The sequence below is a fragment of the Modestobacter excelsi genome (genome assembly GCF_005930495.1).
GTDB lineage: Bacteria > Actinomycetota > Actinomycetes > Mycobacteriales > Geodermatophilaceae > Modestobacter > Modestobacter excelsi.
In genome coordinates, this window is the sequence record NZ_SJEX01000013.1 from 13,421 (window position 1) to 28,524 (window position 15,104).

General features: G+C 71.6%; 14 protein-coding genes, 1 tRNA gene and 2 pseudogenes. 6 read left to right on the forward strand and 11 right to left on the reverse strand.

Features of this window, described 5'->3' with window-relative positions:
* The first annotated feature begins 5 nt into the window (after positions 1-5).
* Together FHL80_RS06880 and FHL80_RS06885 are read left to right on the forward strand one after the other, a co-directional pair.
* Positions 6-881 carry an SDR family NAD(P)-dependent oxidoreductase gene (locus FHL80_RS06880; RefSeq protein ID WP_216870497.1) on the forward strand — a complete coding sequence of 292 codons (876 nt, stop codon included), beginning with the start codon at positions 6-8 and terminating at the stop codon, positions 879-881.
* A gap of 354 nt (positions 882-1,235) precedes the next feature.
* Entirely contained in the window at positions 1,236-1,988 is a 753-nt protein-coding gene (locus FHL80_RS06885; RefSeq protein ID WP_138732712.1) for an SDR family NAD(P)-dependent oxidoreductase, read from the forward strand.
* Between the two features lie 32 nt (positions 1,989-2,020).
* On the opposite strand, the gene FHL80_RS26675 is transcribed toward FHL80_RS06885, so the two are convergent.
* Entirely contained in the window at positions 2,021-2,146 is a 126-nt protein-coding gene (locus tag FHL80_RS26675; RefSeq protein ID WP_281283442.1) for a hypothetical protein, read from the reverse strand.
* On the opposite strand from FHL80_RS26675, the gene FHL80_RS06890 reads away from it, so the two are divergent.
* Positions 2,096-2,692, forward strand: a complete 597-nt coding sequence (locus FHL80_RS06890; protein WP_246078514.1) for an NAD(P)H-binding protein — start codon at positions 2,096-2,098, stop codon at positions 2,690-2,692. The two genes, FHL80_RS26675 and FHL80_RS06890, sit on opposite strands and share 51 nt — an antisense overlap.
* Here the strand turns inward: FHL80_RS06890 and FHL80_RS27040 are convergent.
* From FHL80_RS27040 to FHL80_RS06905, 3 genes and pseudogenes are all read right to left on the reverse strand, one after another.
* Positions 2,634-2,854: pseudogene (locus FHL80_RS27040) on the reverse strand (phosphatase PAP2 family protein). The gene FHL80_RS06890 and the pseudogene FHL80_RS27040 overlap by 59 nt on opposite strands.
* 50 nt (positions 2,855-2,904) lie before the next feature.
* Positions 2,905-3,294, reverse strand: a pseudogene (locus FHL80_RS27045) (phosphatase PAP2 family protein); the annotation flags it as partial.
* 226 nt (positions 3,295-3,520) lie between these two features.
* On the reverse strand, positions 3,521-5,716 hold the full coding sequence (locus FHL80_RS06905) for an MMPL family transporter (protein ID WP_138732715.1): 2,196 nt from the start codon (positions 5,714-5,716) through the stop codon (positions 3,521-3,523).
* 227 nt (positions 5,717-5,943) lie between these two features.
* On the opposite strand from FHL80_RS06905, the gene FHL80_RS06910 reads away from it, so the two are divergent.
* Positions 5,944-6,525 carry a TetR/AcrR family transcriptional regulator gene (locus tag FHL80_RS06910; protein ID WP_281283441.1) on the forward strand — a complete coding sequence of 194 codons (582 nt, stop codon included), beginning with the start codon at positions 5,944-5,946 and terminating at the stop codon, positions 6,523-6,525.
* Between the two features lie 346 nt (positions 6,526-6,871).
* On the opposite strand, the gene FHL80_RS06915 is transcribed toward FHL80_RS06910, so the two are convergent.
* Together FHL80_RS06915 and FHL80_RS06920 are read right to left on the reverse strand one after the other, a co-directional pair.
* Positions 6,872-7,675, reverse strand: coding sequence for an SGNH/GDSL hydrolase family protein (locus FHL80_RS06915; protein ID WP_216870501.1), 804 nt, complete (start codon positions 7,673-7,675; stop codon positions 6,872-6,874).
* Between the two features lie 104 nt (positions 7,676-7,779).
* Positions 7,780-8,763: an IS481 family transposase gene (locus FHL80_RS06920; RefSeq protein ID WP_138732717.1), complete on the reverse strand. Its 984-nt coding sequence runs from the start codon at positions 8,761-8,763 to the stop codon at positions 7,780-7,782.
* A 388-nt stretch (positions 8,764-9,151) separates the two neighbouring features.
* Between FHL80_RS06920 and FHL80_RS06925 the strand changes: the two genes are divergently transcribed.
* Both FHL80_RS06925 and FHL80_RS06930 read left to right on the forward strand, forming a co-directional pair.
* The gene (locus tag FHL80_RS06925) at positions 9,152-9,751 is read left to right on the forward strand and encodes a TetR family transcriptional regulator (protein WP_216870502.1); all 600 of its coding nucleotides are present in this window, start codon (positions 9,152-9,154) and stop codon (positions 9,749-9,751) included.
* A gap of 165 nt (positions 9,752-9,916) precedes the next feature.
* Positions 9,917-10,771 carry a mycofactocin-coupled SDR family oxidoreductase gene (locus FHL80_RS06930; protein WP_138732719.1) on the forward strand — a complete coding sequence of 285 codons (855 nt, stop codon included), beginning with the start codon at positions 9,917-9,919 and terminating at the stop codon, positions 10,769-10,771.
* A gap of 361 nt (positions 10,772-11,132) precedes the next feature.
* Here the strand turns inward: FHL80_RS06930 and FHL80_RS06935 are convergent.
* The 5 genes from FHL80_RS06935 to FHL80_RS06955 form a co-directional block, all read right to left on the reverse strand.
* Positions 11,133-11,206 (reverse strand) — tRNA-Pro (locus FHL80_RS06935).
* Positions 11,207-11,280: 74 nt separating this feature from the next.
* A complete protein-coding gene (gene der / locus FHL80_RS06940) occupies positions 11,281-12,645 on the reverse strand; it encodes a ribosome biogenesis GTPase Der (RefSeq protein ID WP_138732720.1) in 1,365 nt (454 codons plus the stop codon).
* Entirely contained in the window at positions 12,642-13,328 is a 687-nt protein-coding gene (gene cmk / locus FHL80_RS06945) for a (d)CMP kinase (protein ID WP_138732721.1), read from the reverse strand. Before cmk ends, der begins: the two co-directional genes overlap by 4 nt.
* Positions 13,325-13,687, reverse strand: coding sequence for a chorismate mutase (gene aroH / locus FHL80_RS06950; protein ID WP_138732722.1), 363 nt, complete (start codon positions 13,685-13,687; stop codon positions 13,325-13,327). Before aroH ends, cmk begins: the two co-directional genes overlap by 4 nt.
* A gap of 53 nt (positions 13,688-13,740) precedes the next feature.
* Positions 13,741-15,087 (reverse strand): MFS transporter, encoded by a 1,347-nt coding sequence (locus FHL80_RS06955; RefSeq protein ID WP_138732723.1) that lies wholly within the window; start codon positions 15,085-15,087, stop codon positions 13,741-13,743.
* Positions 15,088-15,104 lie beyond the last annotated feature (17 nt).

Sequence of the window (15,104 nt, forward strand, 5' to 3'; positions counted from 1 at the left end):
ACACCGTGAACAGACTGCAGGACAAGTCCATGCTCATCACCGGCGCAGGATCCGGCCTCGGCCGCGAAGTCGCCCTCCTCGCGGCCGCCGAGGGTGCACGGGTGGTCGTCACCGACAAGGTCGAGGCCCGCATCCAGCCCGTCGTCGACGCGATCACCGCGGCCGGTGGGCAGGCCACCGGTTTCCGCGTCGACGTGACCGACGAGAGCCAGGTCGAGGCGGGCGTCGCGCACACCGTGGCGACCTTCGGGCGCCTCGACGTGGCGTTCGCGAACGCCGGTGTCACCGTTCCCGGACAGGGCACCGTGCCACTGGAGGACACCACGCTGGAGAGCTGGAACGAGGTCAACGGCGTCAACCTCGTCGGCGTCTTCCTCACCATCAAGCACGCCGCTCGCGCGATGAAGACCACCGGCGGCGGCAGCATCGTCGTCACGTCCTCCGCCGCCTCGCTGGTCTCCTACCCTGGATTCGGGATCTACGCCGCGGGCAAGGCGGGGGTCAACGGTCTCGTGCGTGCCGCCGCCTTCGACCTGGGGAAGTACGGCATCCGGACGAACGCCGTCTGCCCGACCCACGGGATGTCGGTGAACTTCGGGCTCGACCCGGAGGCGCCCGTCGTCGGCCAGTCCTACGAGGAGGCCGCCGGCGACTGGGACCCCACGCATGCGGTCATGCCGCTCCGGCTGCCGTTCCCGCCGTCCCTGCGGCACAACGCCTGGCCGGTGATCTTCCTGGCCAGCGACGAGTCGCAGTACATGTCGGGAACCTCCTTCGCCACGGCCGACGGCGGTCAGCACGCTCGGGTCTCCATCCCCTTCCCCGAGAACTGGGGACTGGACCAGCAGGCAGAGGCCAGCCTCGCCGACGTGGTCGACTAGCCCCACCTGACCGAGCTGGTTCCCTCAGCGTGGGCCCAGCTGGAGGGGCCGACGATCAGGCCCCCCTCGGGTGCCTGATCGTCGGCTTCTCAGACCGAGAGCCGCTGCATGGTCTGATGGTGACGTCCGTCTCTGCCAGAAGGGACCCGACGATCGCCGTCCTGCAGATGGACCTGGCCCCGGTAGCCAGCCGCACCGCCCACCAGATGTGGCCGCACGACTCCACGGTCGACGGCTACCGCGAACTCGTCGACCGCCTCCTCCGAGAGCCGGCCCGTGAAGACGTCCTCCGCGCGGGCCCGGAAGCGGCGCCGCCCGCGCTGATGCCACAGACCGCTACCAAGAGGACCACTCATGAGCAACAACCCCTTGACGATCGTCACCGGCGGCGGCACTGGCATGGGGCGTGATGTCGCCCTGGACCAGGCGGGACTCGGTCATGACGTGCTCCTCGTGGGGCGCAGACCCGATCCGCTGGAGCAGACCAAGACCCTGGCCAACGATCCGGCACGCCTGTCCGTGGTGGTCGCCGACGCCTCGACCCCTGAGGGTGCGGCCGCCATCGTCGCAGCCGTGCAGGCCCGGCCGGTGCGCGCGATCGTCGCCGCCGCCGGTGGGCAGGGCGACTTCAAGAACACGGGCACCGATCCGTCCGAGGTGGACTCGGCCTGGAGCGATGCGTTGCGCAAGAACCTGTTCAGTGCGGTGCTGCCGATCGAGGCGTTGCTACCGCTCCTGCTGGACGGGGCCGGCCGCATCGTCCTGATCGGGTCCACCGCGGGGCTGGACGGGCAGGGCGGGCCGTACGCCACGGCCAAGGCCGCGTTGGCCGGGTACGGCAGAGACCTCGCTGTGCGACTCGGCCGACGGGGCATCACCGCGAACACGCTCGCGCCCGGGTTCGTCGCCAGCACCGGGTTCTTCGAGGCCGGTGGCTTCGGCGACAGCGCCCCGATGATCGACCGGGCGGCGTCGCAGACCCTCCTGGGTCGGGTCGGCCAGCCCCGTGACGTCACCGCCTGCGCCCGATGGCTGCTCGGCGAGGACGGCGGCTGGATCACCGGCCAGACCATCACCATCAACGGCGGCACCGTCATGGTCCGCTAGTGCGGCGTGTGACCTCCGGTGGAGTCCCGGGCCTACGGCGCGCAGGCCAACTCCGAGTCGTCGTCGCCGGCGGTCACGGCCGGCCGGGTGGTCTGATCCTGCGTCAGCTGCTCGGCGCCGGCCACGACGTCACCGGCCTCGTCCGCCGCCCCGAACACGTGTCCCGCCTGCAGGCGATGGGGGCCACCGGTGTGCAGATGGACCTCACCCGCGCCACGCCTGCTGAGCTGACACGAGTCCTGCACGGAGCCGACGCGATGGTCTTCGCCGCGGGGAGCTCCTACGACAGCACCGCGAAGGAGTCGATCGCGATCAACCTCGACGCGGCCGTCGCGTCCATCGACGCCGCGGTCGAGGCCCGCCTCACCCACGTCGCGATGATCTCCGCGCATCGGGTGGACGAGGACTTCGGCGACGACCAGACCATGACCTACCTGCGGGCCAAGCGTGCCGCCGACGCCCACCTCCGCAGCCAGACGCGGCTGCGCTGGACCATCGTGCGTCCCGATGCGCTGTCCGATGAAGAGCCCACCGGCCACGTGCAGGTCGGGGAGCTGGTACCAGAAGGGCTCCTCCCCCGCGCCGACCTCGCCACCGTCGTCACCGCTGCCCTCACCCGTCCCGGCGCCAACGCGCAGTTCGAGGTCATCGGTGGTTCCACGCCGATCGAGGAAGCTGTGCTCGAGGCCACCCGGGGGCTCTGACGCCGGCCGCGGCGTCGAGGACCCAGTGGTTGGCGGTGCTGACGACGACCAGGGTGGTGATCACCGGGTAACCGAGGCCGAGCACGCGCTGCCAGCGGCGGCGCGCCAGGCCGACAGCACCAGCGCGCACCACAACGCCCAGCCAACGTGCATCGATGGCATGGCCGCGCGGTCGTGACCAGGGCAGCAGCACCGGCGCTCCCGGATCCGTGATCGGACCACCACCCGACATCCGAGGTGGCCAGCAGCGCGTCGGTGTACCCCGACATCAGCCGCGGTGGTGCGGTGGGGTACGAGACGTAATCGATCAGCGCCAGCGCCGTCGCCAGCATCAGTGCCCGGCGCGCCCGCTGGTAGCTCGCCGGCGCGCGCCGGTAGAGCAGGACCAGGACGATCGCCGTCATCACGTAGTGCAGGGTGGCGTACCAGTAGGAAGTCGCCACTGCGAGCCAGCGGACGCTGTCGACCGCGACGTTGACGACGGTCGCCCAGTTCAGCCCCAGGTGCAGCTCGATGCCGAGGTTTCCCGAGGCGTGCCGCGTCGCCACCGAGAGGTCGTCGTCGGCCACCAGTCGGATGAGGCTGTAGGCGACGAAGAACACGGCGACCAGGAAAGCTCGAGAACGGGTGACGGGCGCTCGGCCACCCCGCCGGCCGACCGTGGCCGGACTTGCACGCTCGGCCGCGGGCCGGCGACCGGCCGGTGGCTGTCCGAGGGGCGCCGCGGCTCGTGGACGACGGACATGGGAGGACTCTTGCTGCTGAGCGGCAACGAGGCGGACTGCCGGCCGGCACGGCGGAGGCCCCGCCGGCCGGCCGGCGGTGCCGTCAGGCGGGGACCGGGTCCCGACGCACCTCGTCGGTGTCGGGATCGAGCAGCTTGGTGAGCTGCTCCCCCTCGACGTCGACGTTGGGCAGGGCCTTGTCCAGCCAGCGGGGCAGCCACCAGGCGGAGCGGCCGAGCAGCGAGAGCACCGCAGGGACGATCGTCATCCGCACCAGGAAGGCGTCGACCGCGACGCCGAACGCCAACGCGAAGCCCATCGTCTTGATGATCGGCTCATCGGAGAGGACGAAGCCGGCGAAGACGCTGATCATGATGAGCGCGGCCGCCGTCACCACCCGGGTCCCGTGCTTCATCCCGCCGACGATCGCGTCGTTCGGTGTGGCCCCGTGCACGTACTCCTCACGCATCCGGGTGACCAGGAAGACCTCGTAGTCCATGGCCAGGCCGAACAGCACGCCGATCAGGAAGATCGGCAGGATGCTGATGATGGGCCCGGTCGACTCCACTCCCAGCAGGTCGTTGAGCCAGCCCCACTGGAAGATGGCGACCACCGCACCGAAGGTCGCGATGACGCTGAGCAGGAAGCCCAGGGTCGCCTTCAACGGCACCAGGATGCTGCGGAACACGAGCACCAGCAGCACGAACGCCAGGCCCACGACCACGAGCAGGTAGGGCAGCATCGCCCCGTTCAGCTTCTCGGCGACGTCCAGGGTGATCGCGGTGACGCCGGTGACGGCCAGCGTCACCCCGGTGTCCGCGCGGAGTCCGGGCGCCAGGTCCCGCATCGCCGACACCAGGTCCTTGGTCTCGTCCGAGCCCGGCCCGCTGGCGGGCACGACGGTGAGCAGCGCCGTGTCGCCGGCCTGGTTGACCGTCGGCGGCGCGACGGCTGCGACGTCGTCGAGACCCTCGATCTGGGACTGGAGCCGGGCGGCGGCCGCAGCGGTGCTGGTGTCGGCGTTGCCCTCGACGACGACGAGCAGAGGCCCGTTGAACCCGGCGCCGAAGCCCTCGCTCAACTGGTCGTAGGCCTTGCGCTGAGTGGTGTCAGGCGAGGCCGTGCTGTCGTCGGGCAGCCCCAGCTTCAGGTCGAGGGCCGGAACGGCCACGGCCAGCAGCGCCCCGACGGCGAGCAAGAGGGCGAGAAGGCGGTGCCGGACGACGCCGCGACCCCACCGCCCGCCCATCGGCGTCGACTGCTCTTCCTCGCGCTGCAACCGACCGCGGGCCCGCTTTCCCAGGATGCGGGGTCCGACGAAGCCGAGGAGAGCAGGCAGGAAGGTCAAGGCGATGACGACCGCCAACGCCACGGTGCCGGCCGCGGCCAGGCCCATCGCCGTGAGGAAGGGGATGTTGACCACGGCCAGCGCGACCAGCGCGATGATCACGGTGAGCCCGGCGAAGACCACGGCGGATCCTGCGGTGCCGGTCGCACGTCCGGCCGCCTCCTCGGGTTCGCGCCCGGCGAGGAGCTCGTGCCGGTACCGCGAGACGATGAACAGCGCGTAGTCGATGCCGACGGCCAGCCCCAGCATCGTGGCCAGGGCCGAGGTGCTGGAGCTCAGCTCGAAGAAGCCGGTGGCGATGGCGATGCCCGCGAGGCCCATGCCGACCCCGATGACGGCCGTCAGCAGCGGCAGTCCGGCGGCCACCAACGACCCGAAGGTCACGGCCAGGACGACAGCGGCCAGCAGAACTCCGAGGACCTCCTCGGCGCCCTGCTCGGGCAGGCCCACGGTGGCGTCGCCGCCAAACTCGGCTTGGATCCCGGCGGTCTCGACGCTGCGGCCGGCTTCGGTCAGCGCCTCCCGGTCGGCGTCGGTGACGTCGATCGCCTCGACGTCGTAGCTCACCGAGGCGTAGGCGGTCTGCCCGTCCTGGGAGACCCCCTGCGCCTGGTACGGATCGGTCACCGCGGTCACGTGGTCGAGCTGCGAGAGCTGGGCGACGGCGCTCTCGATCGCCTGCCGGTTGGCGCCATCGGTGAGGGTCTCGTCACCGTCGACGGTGAAGACGACCCGCGCGCTGGCGTTGTCGGCTGCGATGCCGAGCTTGTCCGAGACCACGTCCAGCGCCTTGATCGACTCGACGCCGGGGATGGTGAAGGCGTTGGACGTAGGCCCGGACAGCGTCGCTGCGCCGACGCCGAAGAGCACGAGCAGGGCGAGCCAGATGCCCGCCACGAGCCGGCGGCGCCGGAAGGCGAACCTCCCGAGCTTGTACAGCTGTATTGCCACTAGTGCGATCTCCTCCGTGGAGCTGCGGTCGTCGGTCTCAGCACAGTGGTGCTGTGACCGCGCCGGAGCGAGGCGGGAACCTAGCCGATCGGCTAGTTGCGTACTCAGTGGTAGATTAGGACATCGCTAGCCGATCGGCTAGGAACTTCGGTCGATTTCTCGCAACGTGACGGAGATCGCGACCGCCCGACCCGCACGAGCTGCCGGGGCGTCGAGAGGGGAGCCGAGTGACCACGACGGGGACCGATCGGCGACCGCCGAGCGCCAGCAGGGCACGAGTCGAGGAAGCGGCGCTGCAGCTCTTCGCGCAGGACGGCGTGAGCGGCACGTCCCTGCAGATGATCGCCGACGCGATGGGTGTCACCAAGGCGGCGGTGTACTGGCACTACCGGTCGAAGGACGAGCTCGTGCTGGGCGTGCTGCGACCCGTCCTCGAAGCGCTCGACGTCATCGCGGCCGATGCCGCGTCCCCGCGCGGTCGTCGCGCGCGAGTGGAGACCATCCTCACCGGCATCGTCGACCTGTTCATCAGCAACCGCCGCCGGCTCACCATGGTCCTGGCGGACGCGACCGTGCGACAGTTGCTGGCCGAGCACCCACCGCTGACCAGCTCCGTCGACCGGGTGATTGACCTGATGAGCAGCGGGCCCGGCGACTCCGGCTCCCGCACCGCTGCGGTGATGTTCCTGGCGGGGTTGCAAGGTGCGGCAGCCGACCCGATCTGCACCGGCCTGGGCGACGAGGTGCTGCGGGCTCATCTCCTCGATTGCGGTCGACGGCTGCTGCACGTACGCCGTCCGTCGGACTGAGTCCGACGTCCCGCCAGGGCGGGCGCAGGCCACACACCGAGCCAGTCGCGGGGTCGGCCACCAGCGGGGAACTCGGCCGGCACTCCGGCGTTCGCCTCCACGCGACGGCGAGCTCTCGCCGGTCAGGTCCTCGAGCGCGGTGAACGCCCGCCGCAAGACCTCGTGCTCGACCGGGCGGCTGGCCGCGATCCTAGGTGTGGGGGCGTGCACCATCGGCGCCGTGATCGCGACCGCCGATACGAACACGAACACCCGACAGCCCGCAGCACGGACGTGGAGAAGCTCGACCGCTCTACCTACGGAAGCGGCTGGCGGGTCCACGGCCACGCGAGCACGGCGCGCAGAGTCAGTCGAGGGCGAGGTGACGGTGGATCTCGGCGGCCACGGCCTGCATGCCGGCGGCGTTGGGGTGGAACGACGCCGGAAGGCGGTGGAGCGGCTCCAGGCCGAACACCCAGGGGTCCGGTGCGCCGAGCGCGTGGTCGACGCTGAGCGCCGAGACACGGACCAGTTCGGCGCCGCTCTGCTCGGCGGCGGTTTCGAAGGCTGCGTCCAGCTGTGCCTTGATGCCCCGCAGGGCAGCCAGCTGCTCGGTCGTCAGAGGAACCGAGCGCCCGGGTGCGGTGTCCGGGCCGATGACGGCCAGGTAGTCGACCAGGAGGATCCGGGCCCGCGGCGCTCGAGCGCGAACGTCCTGCACCACCCGCACCAGACCTGTCACGGGAGCGTCCACGGCGGCGGGTGCAACGACCGGCACGCTCGGGCCGGCGAGCACCGCGCCCACTGGCCACGCCCGCAGACGCCCGTGCAGCCGTCCGGCTATAGCCAGCCGCAGCAAGGTCCCGATGTAGTTCATGTCGTTGCCGCCGGCCGTGACGGTGACCAGGTCGGCATCGGCCGGGACACCGTTCACCTGCGGCGGGAACGTCTTGCCCCGCAGGGTGCGCTGAGCCTGCGACGCGATCGTCGCTGTCGTTGCCCCGGACACGGTCAGGTCCGTCAGCCGCCCACCGAGGCGGTCGGCGAGCTGATGCGCGTAATTGGCCCCCGAACGCATGGCCGCCTTCTCGACCACCGGAAGCAACCCCGGGCCGGCCGCGTACGAGCTGCCCAGGGCCACCAGGTGCACGGGAGGCACTCCGTCGATCACCGCGTGATCCCCTCGAACTCTCGGACGTAGCTCAGGTGTTCCGCAGTCGGGGAACGTCGGGGAACAGTCTGCCCTGCGACTCGGATGCTCTCCTCCGGGCACGGCTAGCTGTACTGACCCGCAGCGTTGTTGACGCGGTTGATGGGTGAGCGTCCGCCGATGCCGAGGTGGGGTCGGTTCAGGTTGTAGTGGTCCAGCCAGGTCGGCAAGAGGGCTGCGCGGTCGTCGTTGCTGGCGAAGGGCCGGGAGTAGGCCCACTCGGCGCCGAGGGTGCGGTTGAAGCGTTCGACTTTGCCGTTGGTCCAGGGGGAATGGGGGCGGATGAACTTCTGGCGGGCTCCAATCGCTGCAGTTGCGGCGGTGAAGTCGCGGGACCTGCGGTAGTTCATGGCGTTGTCGGTGATGACCCGCTCGATGGTGATGCCGTGGCTGGCGTAGAAGGCGGCGGCGCGGGTGAGGAAGCCGGCGCAGGTGGCGCCCTTCTCATCGCCCAGGATCTCGGCGTAGGCCAGCCGGGAGTGGTCATCGACGGCGGCGTGGACGAAGTCATAGCCGATCGGCGCCTTCTTGTGCCGGTGGTCGGCGGTGGCCGCCCGCCCACGAGCGCGCCAGCCGCCGCCGTCAGGAATGCGGCCGAGCTTCTTCACATCGACGTGGACCAGTGAGCCGGGCCGGTCGTGTTCGTAGCGGTTGGCCCTGCGCCGGCTGGCGCGGATGACCTGCCCGGTCACCGGATCGCAGGCGGCCAGTGGCGGTGTCTGGTGGCGGGCCAGGACGCGTCCGACCGTGGAGGCCGGCACGTGCAGGTGCGCTGCGATCGCGACCGGCCCACGGCGGGACAAGTGCCGGGAGATCCTGATGCGGGTCTCGGTGCAGGCCGGGGTGCGACGGGGGTGGCTGCGGGCGTGGCTGGGCCGGTCGAGCAGGCCGGCCTTGCCTTCGGCCTGCCACCTGCCCCACCACGTGTAGGCGCACGCCCGGGAGACGCCCATCTCCGCGGCCACGTGCGCCGGCGGGCGACCGGTAGCGATCCGCCGGACCATGATCAACCGTCCGGCGGGAGTCAGGCGGGCATTAGCGTGGGACACGAGCGACCTCCGCGGTCGGGATGGATGCCGTCAGACAGCTCCACCCGACCCGGAGGTCGCTCCTACGTCAACAACGGTCCTGGTCAGTACAGCTAGCCGACAGCGACTGTGGTGACCTTCGCCCGGCGAGTGGTTGAAGGGGCGTCGGCACGTCGTAGCCCCGTGGTCCTTAATTCGATCGGCCGTCCTGCCCTACGCGGAGGTCGACGACTGGCCTCTGCTCGCCGATCTGTACCGCCCGGCGACCGAGGGGCCGCCGCCGGTCGACCATCATCGGGGCGGGAACAAGCGCTCCAGCACTTCGCCCGTAACGACTGACGTCCTCCTTCCTCGAAGTGGAGCGGCCCATACCGAGGGGAGGCAGCGGACCCGTCCCTACGCTGAGCCGGTGGACGATCAACGTCGCGGAGAGCCACTGACGGCACGTCGACGCCAGGCGACCCAGCTGGAGCTCTCCGACGTGGCTGCACGGCTGTTCGTCGAAAGGGGCTTCGCAGCGGTCACGGTGCAGGACATCGCCGCGGCCACCGGCGTATCTCCCCGGACGTTCCACCGCTACTTCCCGTCGAAGGCGGACGTGGTCCACCCCGGTCTGTACGAGGGCATGCGCATCTTCCTGCGGCGGGTCGAGGCGATCGCCCCGGAGACCCCCCTGGTCGAGGGCCTCGTCGACGCCCTCGACGCGATGGTCGAAGAGCCTAGGACGGCCTGGGACGACCAGCTTCGCGAACTGGCCGTCTCCCTCCCTGCACTCCGTCCCGCGTGGCTTCGTGTCCATGAGGAGTGCGCAGGCGACCTCCAGCCGCTGCTGGCGCAACGGATCGGCCTCCAGCACGACCCCGTGGTCGCGCGGTATGTCAGTTTCAGCGTTGTGACCGCCTGCAGACTGGGCATGGAGAGCTGGATGGCATCAAGAGCAGGCTCTCGGCGGCCACACCTGGAGCGGTGCCTGCAGCTGCTCACTCTGCCGGTGCTGCCGACTCCTTGACTCGATGCAGCAGAGACGCCCACCTCGCCTACTCGACGTGTCTGTTTCTGTCATTACGGCAGAAACTGACACCACCCTGATACGTTCGGGTGACGGCCATCACGACGGTTTGCCCGGGCTGCCGAGACGCCCGGCCGCTTCGTGTTCCCGTGGGAGGTCACAGAGATGGACAGGGTCAGCGGGAAGGTCGCCTTCATCACCGGCGCAGGGCAAGGCCAGGGGCGTGCGCACGCCGTCCGCCTGGCGGAAGAGGGTGCCGACATCATCGCGACCGACATCTGCGCTCCTTACCCGGAGCGAGTGCGGTACAACGCGGCGACTCAGGACGACCTCGCGGAGACCCAGCGACTGGTCGAGGCGCTGGACCGGCGGTGCGTCACCGCGGTGGCCGACGTCCGCGACCGGGCGAGCCTCCAGGCCGCTGTCGACGCCGGCATCCGAGAGCTCGGCCGACTGGACATCGTCATCGGCAATGCGGGGGTGATCACCTTCCACCCCGACTCCTTAGAGATCGCCGACGACGTCTACGACCTCATCGTGGACACCAACCTGCGGGGTGTATGGAACACGATCCAGGTGACCGCGCCGGTGCTCAAGTTGCAGGGGCACGGTGGGTCGATCATCCTGACCAGCTCGGCAGCCGGGCTGCGTGGTCAGACGCATTACGCGCACTATGCGGCCGCCAAGCACGGCGTGGTCGGGCTGATGCGCTCCTTCGCCAACGAGCTCGGCGAGTTCGGCATCCGGGTGAACACCGTCCACCCCACCGGGGTGGCCAGCCCTGGCATGGGTTCGAGCTCCGACACCTCAGAGATCTACAACGCCAGCCGCTTCTTCCCGCTCGCCGGCTTGAACGTCCTGCCCGACTTCGACGCCCCTCCCGGGACGCCGTTCAGCCCCATCCCGGCCCTGGCCGAGCGGGAGATCTCCCAAGCCGTGCTGTTCCTGGCCTCCGACGAGTCGCGCTACATCACCGGAGTGACCCTGCCGGTCGACGCCGGCAACACCAACAAGCCCTGACGCTTCCCGGTCGGCCGAGCTGGCGTCGCACCGGTACGCCGGCTCGGCCTCACCGAGCTGAACGTCCTCCCTCGCAGGCCCGGGCGCAATCACTCGCGGAGGGCGAACCGGTGATCGCGCCCGCTCCAGCCATCGCCGCCCACGCTCGAGACGCCTGGCGCAGTCGCCCGTCCTGGACCTGCCGGCCAGGCGGCGCGGTCGTCGTGAAGGCGACCGCGCCGCCGAGCGTCAGTCGAGCCTGAGGGCGCGTAACTATGGGTGGCTTAATGGTGGTCAAAAAGGTGGTCAAAGTCCCTGAAATAACAGTCGGGGCCGTCCCGGATTTCCCCGAAGACGGCCCCTGACCTGCATTTTCTCACTGTCGGGCTGACAGGATTTGAACCTGCGACCCCTTGACCCCCAGTCAAGTGCGCTACCAAGCTGCGCTACAGCCCGAGCTCCGAGCGCCTCGCGGCACTCGAACGCTGCCCGGGAAGATTACCGCACGGCTGTCGGCGACCCGGCGGGGCCTACTTCTTCAGGTCGCGGGCCTTGGACTCCCGCACCTTGACCGACACGTCGATCGGGGTGCCGTGGAAGCCGAACTGCTCGCGCAGCTTGCGCTCCAGGAACCGTCGGTACCCGGCCTCCAGGAAGCCGGTGGAGAAGACCACGAACCGCGGCGGCCGGATGTCCGCCTGGGTCACGTACTTGATCTTCGGGGCGCGCCCACCGCGGGCCGGCGGCGGCGTCTCCTGCACCAGCGCCCGGATGAACGTGTTCAGCTCGGCCGTCGGCACCCGGGTCTCCCAGCCGGCCAGCGCCGTCTTCAGGTGGTCGGCCAGCTTGTTCACCCCGCGGCCGGTCAGCGCCGAGATGTTGACCCGGCTGGCCCACTTCACCCGGGCCAGGTCGCGGTCGATCTCCTTCTCCAGCTGGGCGTGCCGGTCCTCGTCGAGGGTGTCCCACTTGTTGAAGGCGACGACCAGCGCGCGGCCGGCCTCGATCACCTGGGTGATCACCCGCTGGTCCTGCTCGCTGATCACCTCGTCGGCGGCGAGCAGCACGACCGCGACCTCGGCGGCCTCGATCGCGGCCTCGGTCCGCAGGCTCGCGTAGTACTCGGTGCCGCTGGCGGTGTTCACCCGGCGGCGCAGGCCGGCGGTGTCGACGAACCGCCACTCCTCCCCGCCGATCGTCACGATCGAGTCGACCGGGTCCACGGTGGTGCCGGCGACGGAGTCGACGACCGAGCGCTCCTCCTTGCTCAGCCGGTTGATCAGGCTGGACTTGCCCACGTTGGGCCGCCCGACCAGCGCGACCCGGCGCGGGCCGCCGACCTCCTGGGTCTCCCGCGGCGCCTCCGGCATCGCGTCGAGCACCAGGTCCAGCAGGTCACCGCTCCCCCGGCCGTGCAGCGCGCTGACCGGGTAGGGCTCCCCCAGCCCCAGCGACCAGAGCTCGGCGGCGCCGGCCTCGCTGCGCTCGTCGTCGACCTTGTTGGCCACCAGGATCACCGGGCGGTCGCTGCGCCGGAGCACCCGCGCGGCGGCCAGGTCGGTCTCGGTCGCCCCCACGGAGGCATCCACGACCAGCACGATCACGTCCGCGGTCTTCATCGCGTACTCGGCCTGCCGGGCGATCGAGGCGGCCATGCCGGTCGCCTTGGGCTCCCAGCCACCGGTGTCGACGACGGTGAAGTTCTTGCCGTTCCACAGCGCCTGGTACGGGATGCGGTCCCGGGTGACCCCGGGGACGTCCTGCACGACGGCGGCGCGGCGGCCGATGAAGCGGTTGACCAGGGTCGACTTGCCGACGTTCGGCCGGCCGACGACGGCCACCACCGGCAACGGACCGGTGGGCTCGTCGAGGTCGGGGAAGTCGTTGTCGGTCATGCGGGCTCTCCTACTGCTGTGCGGGCCAGGTCGAGCACGCGCTCGACGACGGCCTCACGGTCCAGCCCGGTGCTGTCGACGACCACGGCGTCGGCAGCAGGGCGCAGCGGGCTGTCGGCCCGGCTGCTGTCGTACTCGTCCCGGCGGCGCAGGTCGGCGGCGATCTGCGCGATCCGGGCGGGGTCGGTGACCCCGAGCTGCCCGGCGCGGCGGTCGGCGCGCGCCTCGGGAGCGGCGGTCAGGTAGACCTTGAGGGTGGCGTCGGGCAGCACGACGGTGCCGATGTCCCGGCCCTCCACCACGACGGCGTCCGCGGCGGCGACCAGGGCGCGCTGCCGGTCCACCAGCAGCCGGCGCACGGCCGGGACGGCGCTCACCGGCGAGACCGCGCGGGTCACCTCGGTCCCGCGGATCCGCTCGGCCACGTCCACCCCGTCCACGGTCACCGTCTCTGCGTCGGCCGCCGTCCCGACCCGGATGTCGGCGGCGGAGACGGCGCGGGCGATGCCCTCCGGGTCATCGAGATCGACCCCGGCGTCCAGGACGGCGACGGTGGCGGCGCGGTACATCGCGCCGGTGTCCAGGTAGGCCGCACCCAGCCGGGTCGCGACCGCCCGCGCCACGCTGGACTTGCCCGTACCCGACGGGCCGTCGAGGGTCACCTGCCCCACGAAGGCGCTCACTGGGCGATGTCGCGGCGCAGGGCCACCGCGCCGCGCAGGTACACGTGCTGCACGTCGGCGCGGGCCCGGGGGGTGTCGACGTGCGCCATCAGCCGCAGCACCCGCGGCAACGCGTGCGGCACCGCGATCTCGGTGGCGCACATCAGCGGGACGTCGCCCAGCCCCAGCTCCCGCGCGGCGAGCGCCGGGAACTCCGACACCAGGTCGGGGGTGGCGGTGAACAGGATGCTGATCAGGTCCGCCGGGTCGAGCTCGTTGCGCTCCAGGACGGTGCTGACGAGCTCGCGCGTGGCGTCCAGCACCTCGTCGCGGTCGTCGGCGGCCACCTGTGTCGCTCCCCGGATGGCTCGGACGGCCACAGCACTCTCCTCGATCGACGCGGTGCGCGGGTCGCCGTGCACCTCGGCCGAGTCTACGGAGGCCCCGCCACCTGCCCCGCCGAGCGCCGGAGGGCCAGCGGCACCGCGGTGAGGCCGGCCGCCGCCGCGGCGACCGTCCAGCCCACCGCCGTCCCGGAGAACGGCCCGTACGAGCCGGCCGAGGCGACCAGCACCAGGACGGCGACCCCGATCGCCGTGCCCAGCTGGGCCCCGGTGTTCACGATGCCCGAGGCGCTGCCCTGGATCCCCGGCGGCACCGAGGTGCCGATCTGGTTGGCCGCCACCGAGGCGATGCCGAGGCCGACCCCCAGCACCACGCCCCCGGCCACGATCCCCGCCCTGCTCCCCGCGCTCGCGGCCAGCAGCAGGTCCCCGACTGCGATGAGCACCAGGCCGATGGCGGCGACCCGGCGCAGCGAGGTGCGGGCCGCCAGCGGGCGGGCCAGCGCGGAGCCCGGGACGACCGCGGCACTGATCGACATCAGCACCAGCCCGGCCTGCAGCGGGCTCGCGCCGAGCTCGTCCTGCAGCACCAGGGTGGCCAGCACCGCCGCCGACGTGGTGGTGGCGGTGTTCACGAACGACACCGCCGTCCCGGTGCGCAGGCCCGCCGACCGGGCCGCCGGTGCCGGGACGAGCGGGGCTGCGGCCCGGCGCTGCTGCGCCGCGAACAGCGCACCGACGCCCAGTCCGGCCAGCACCAGCGCCGCCCCGGCGGCCCGGCTCGCGGGGCGCTCCAGCAGCGAGGCACCGGCCACCACGCCGGTGGCCGCGGCCACCAGCAGCACCGCACCGGCGCCGTCCAGCGATCGGCCGGCGTCCCGGGGCGGCGGCGCGGGCAGCGCCCGGACGGCGACGGCGAGCAGCAGGACGCCGACCGGCACGGTCCCCCAGAAGACCGAACGCCAGCCCAGGGCGTCCGTGAGCGCGCCACCGACCAGGAAACCGGTCGACCCCGCCGCGGCACCCGCCGCGCTCCACCAGGCCAGCGCGGTGGTCCGTTCCGGCCCCTCGGCGCTGACGTGCAGGAGCAGCGCCAGCGCCGAGGGCACCGAGACGGCGGCCGCGGCCCCCTGCACCGCCCGCACCCCGACGACCTGGACGACGTCGGCGGCCAGGCCCCCGGCGAGCCCGGCCACGGTGAAGGCGACCAGCCCGGCGAGCAGCACCCGGCGCGGGCCGTACCGGTCGCCGAGCCGCCCGCCGAGCACCAGCAGGCCGCCGAAGGCCGTCGGGTAGGCGATGGCGATCGGCCCGGCGGCGGAGGCGGGGGCGTCGAGGTCGGCGAGGACCGCCGGGATGGCGGTCGTCGCGCTGGTGACGACCAGCACGTCGACGAACTGCACCAGGCACAGCGAGGCGACGACTCCCCTGTGCACGCCGCGGACGCTAACCC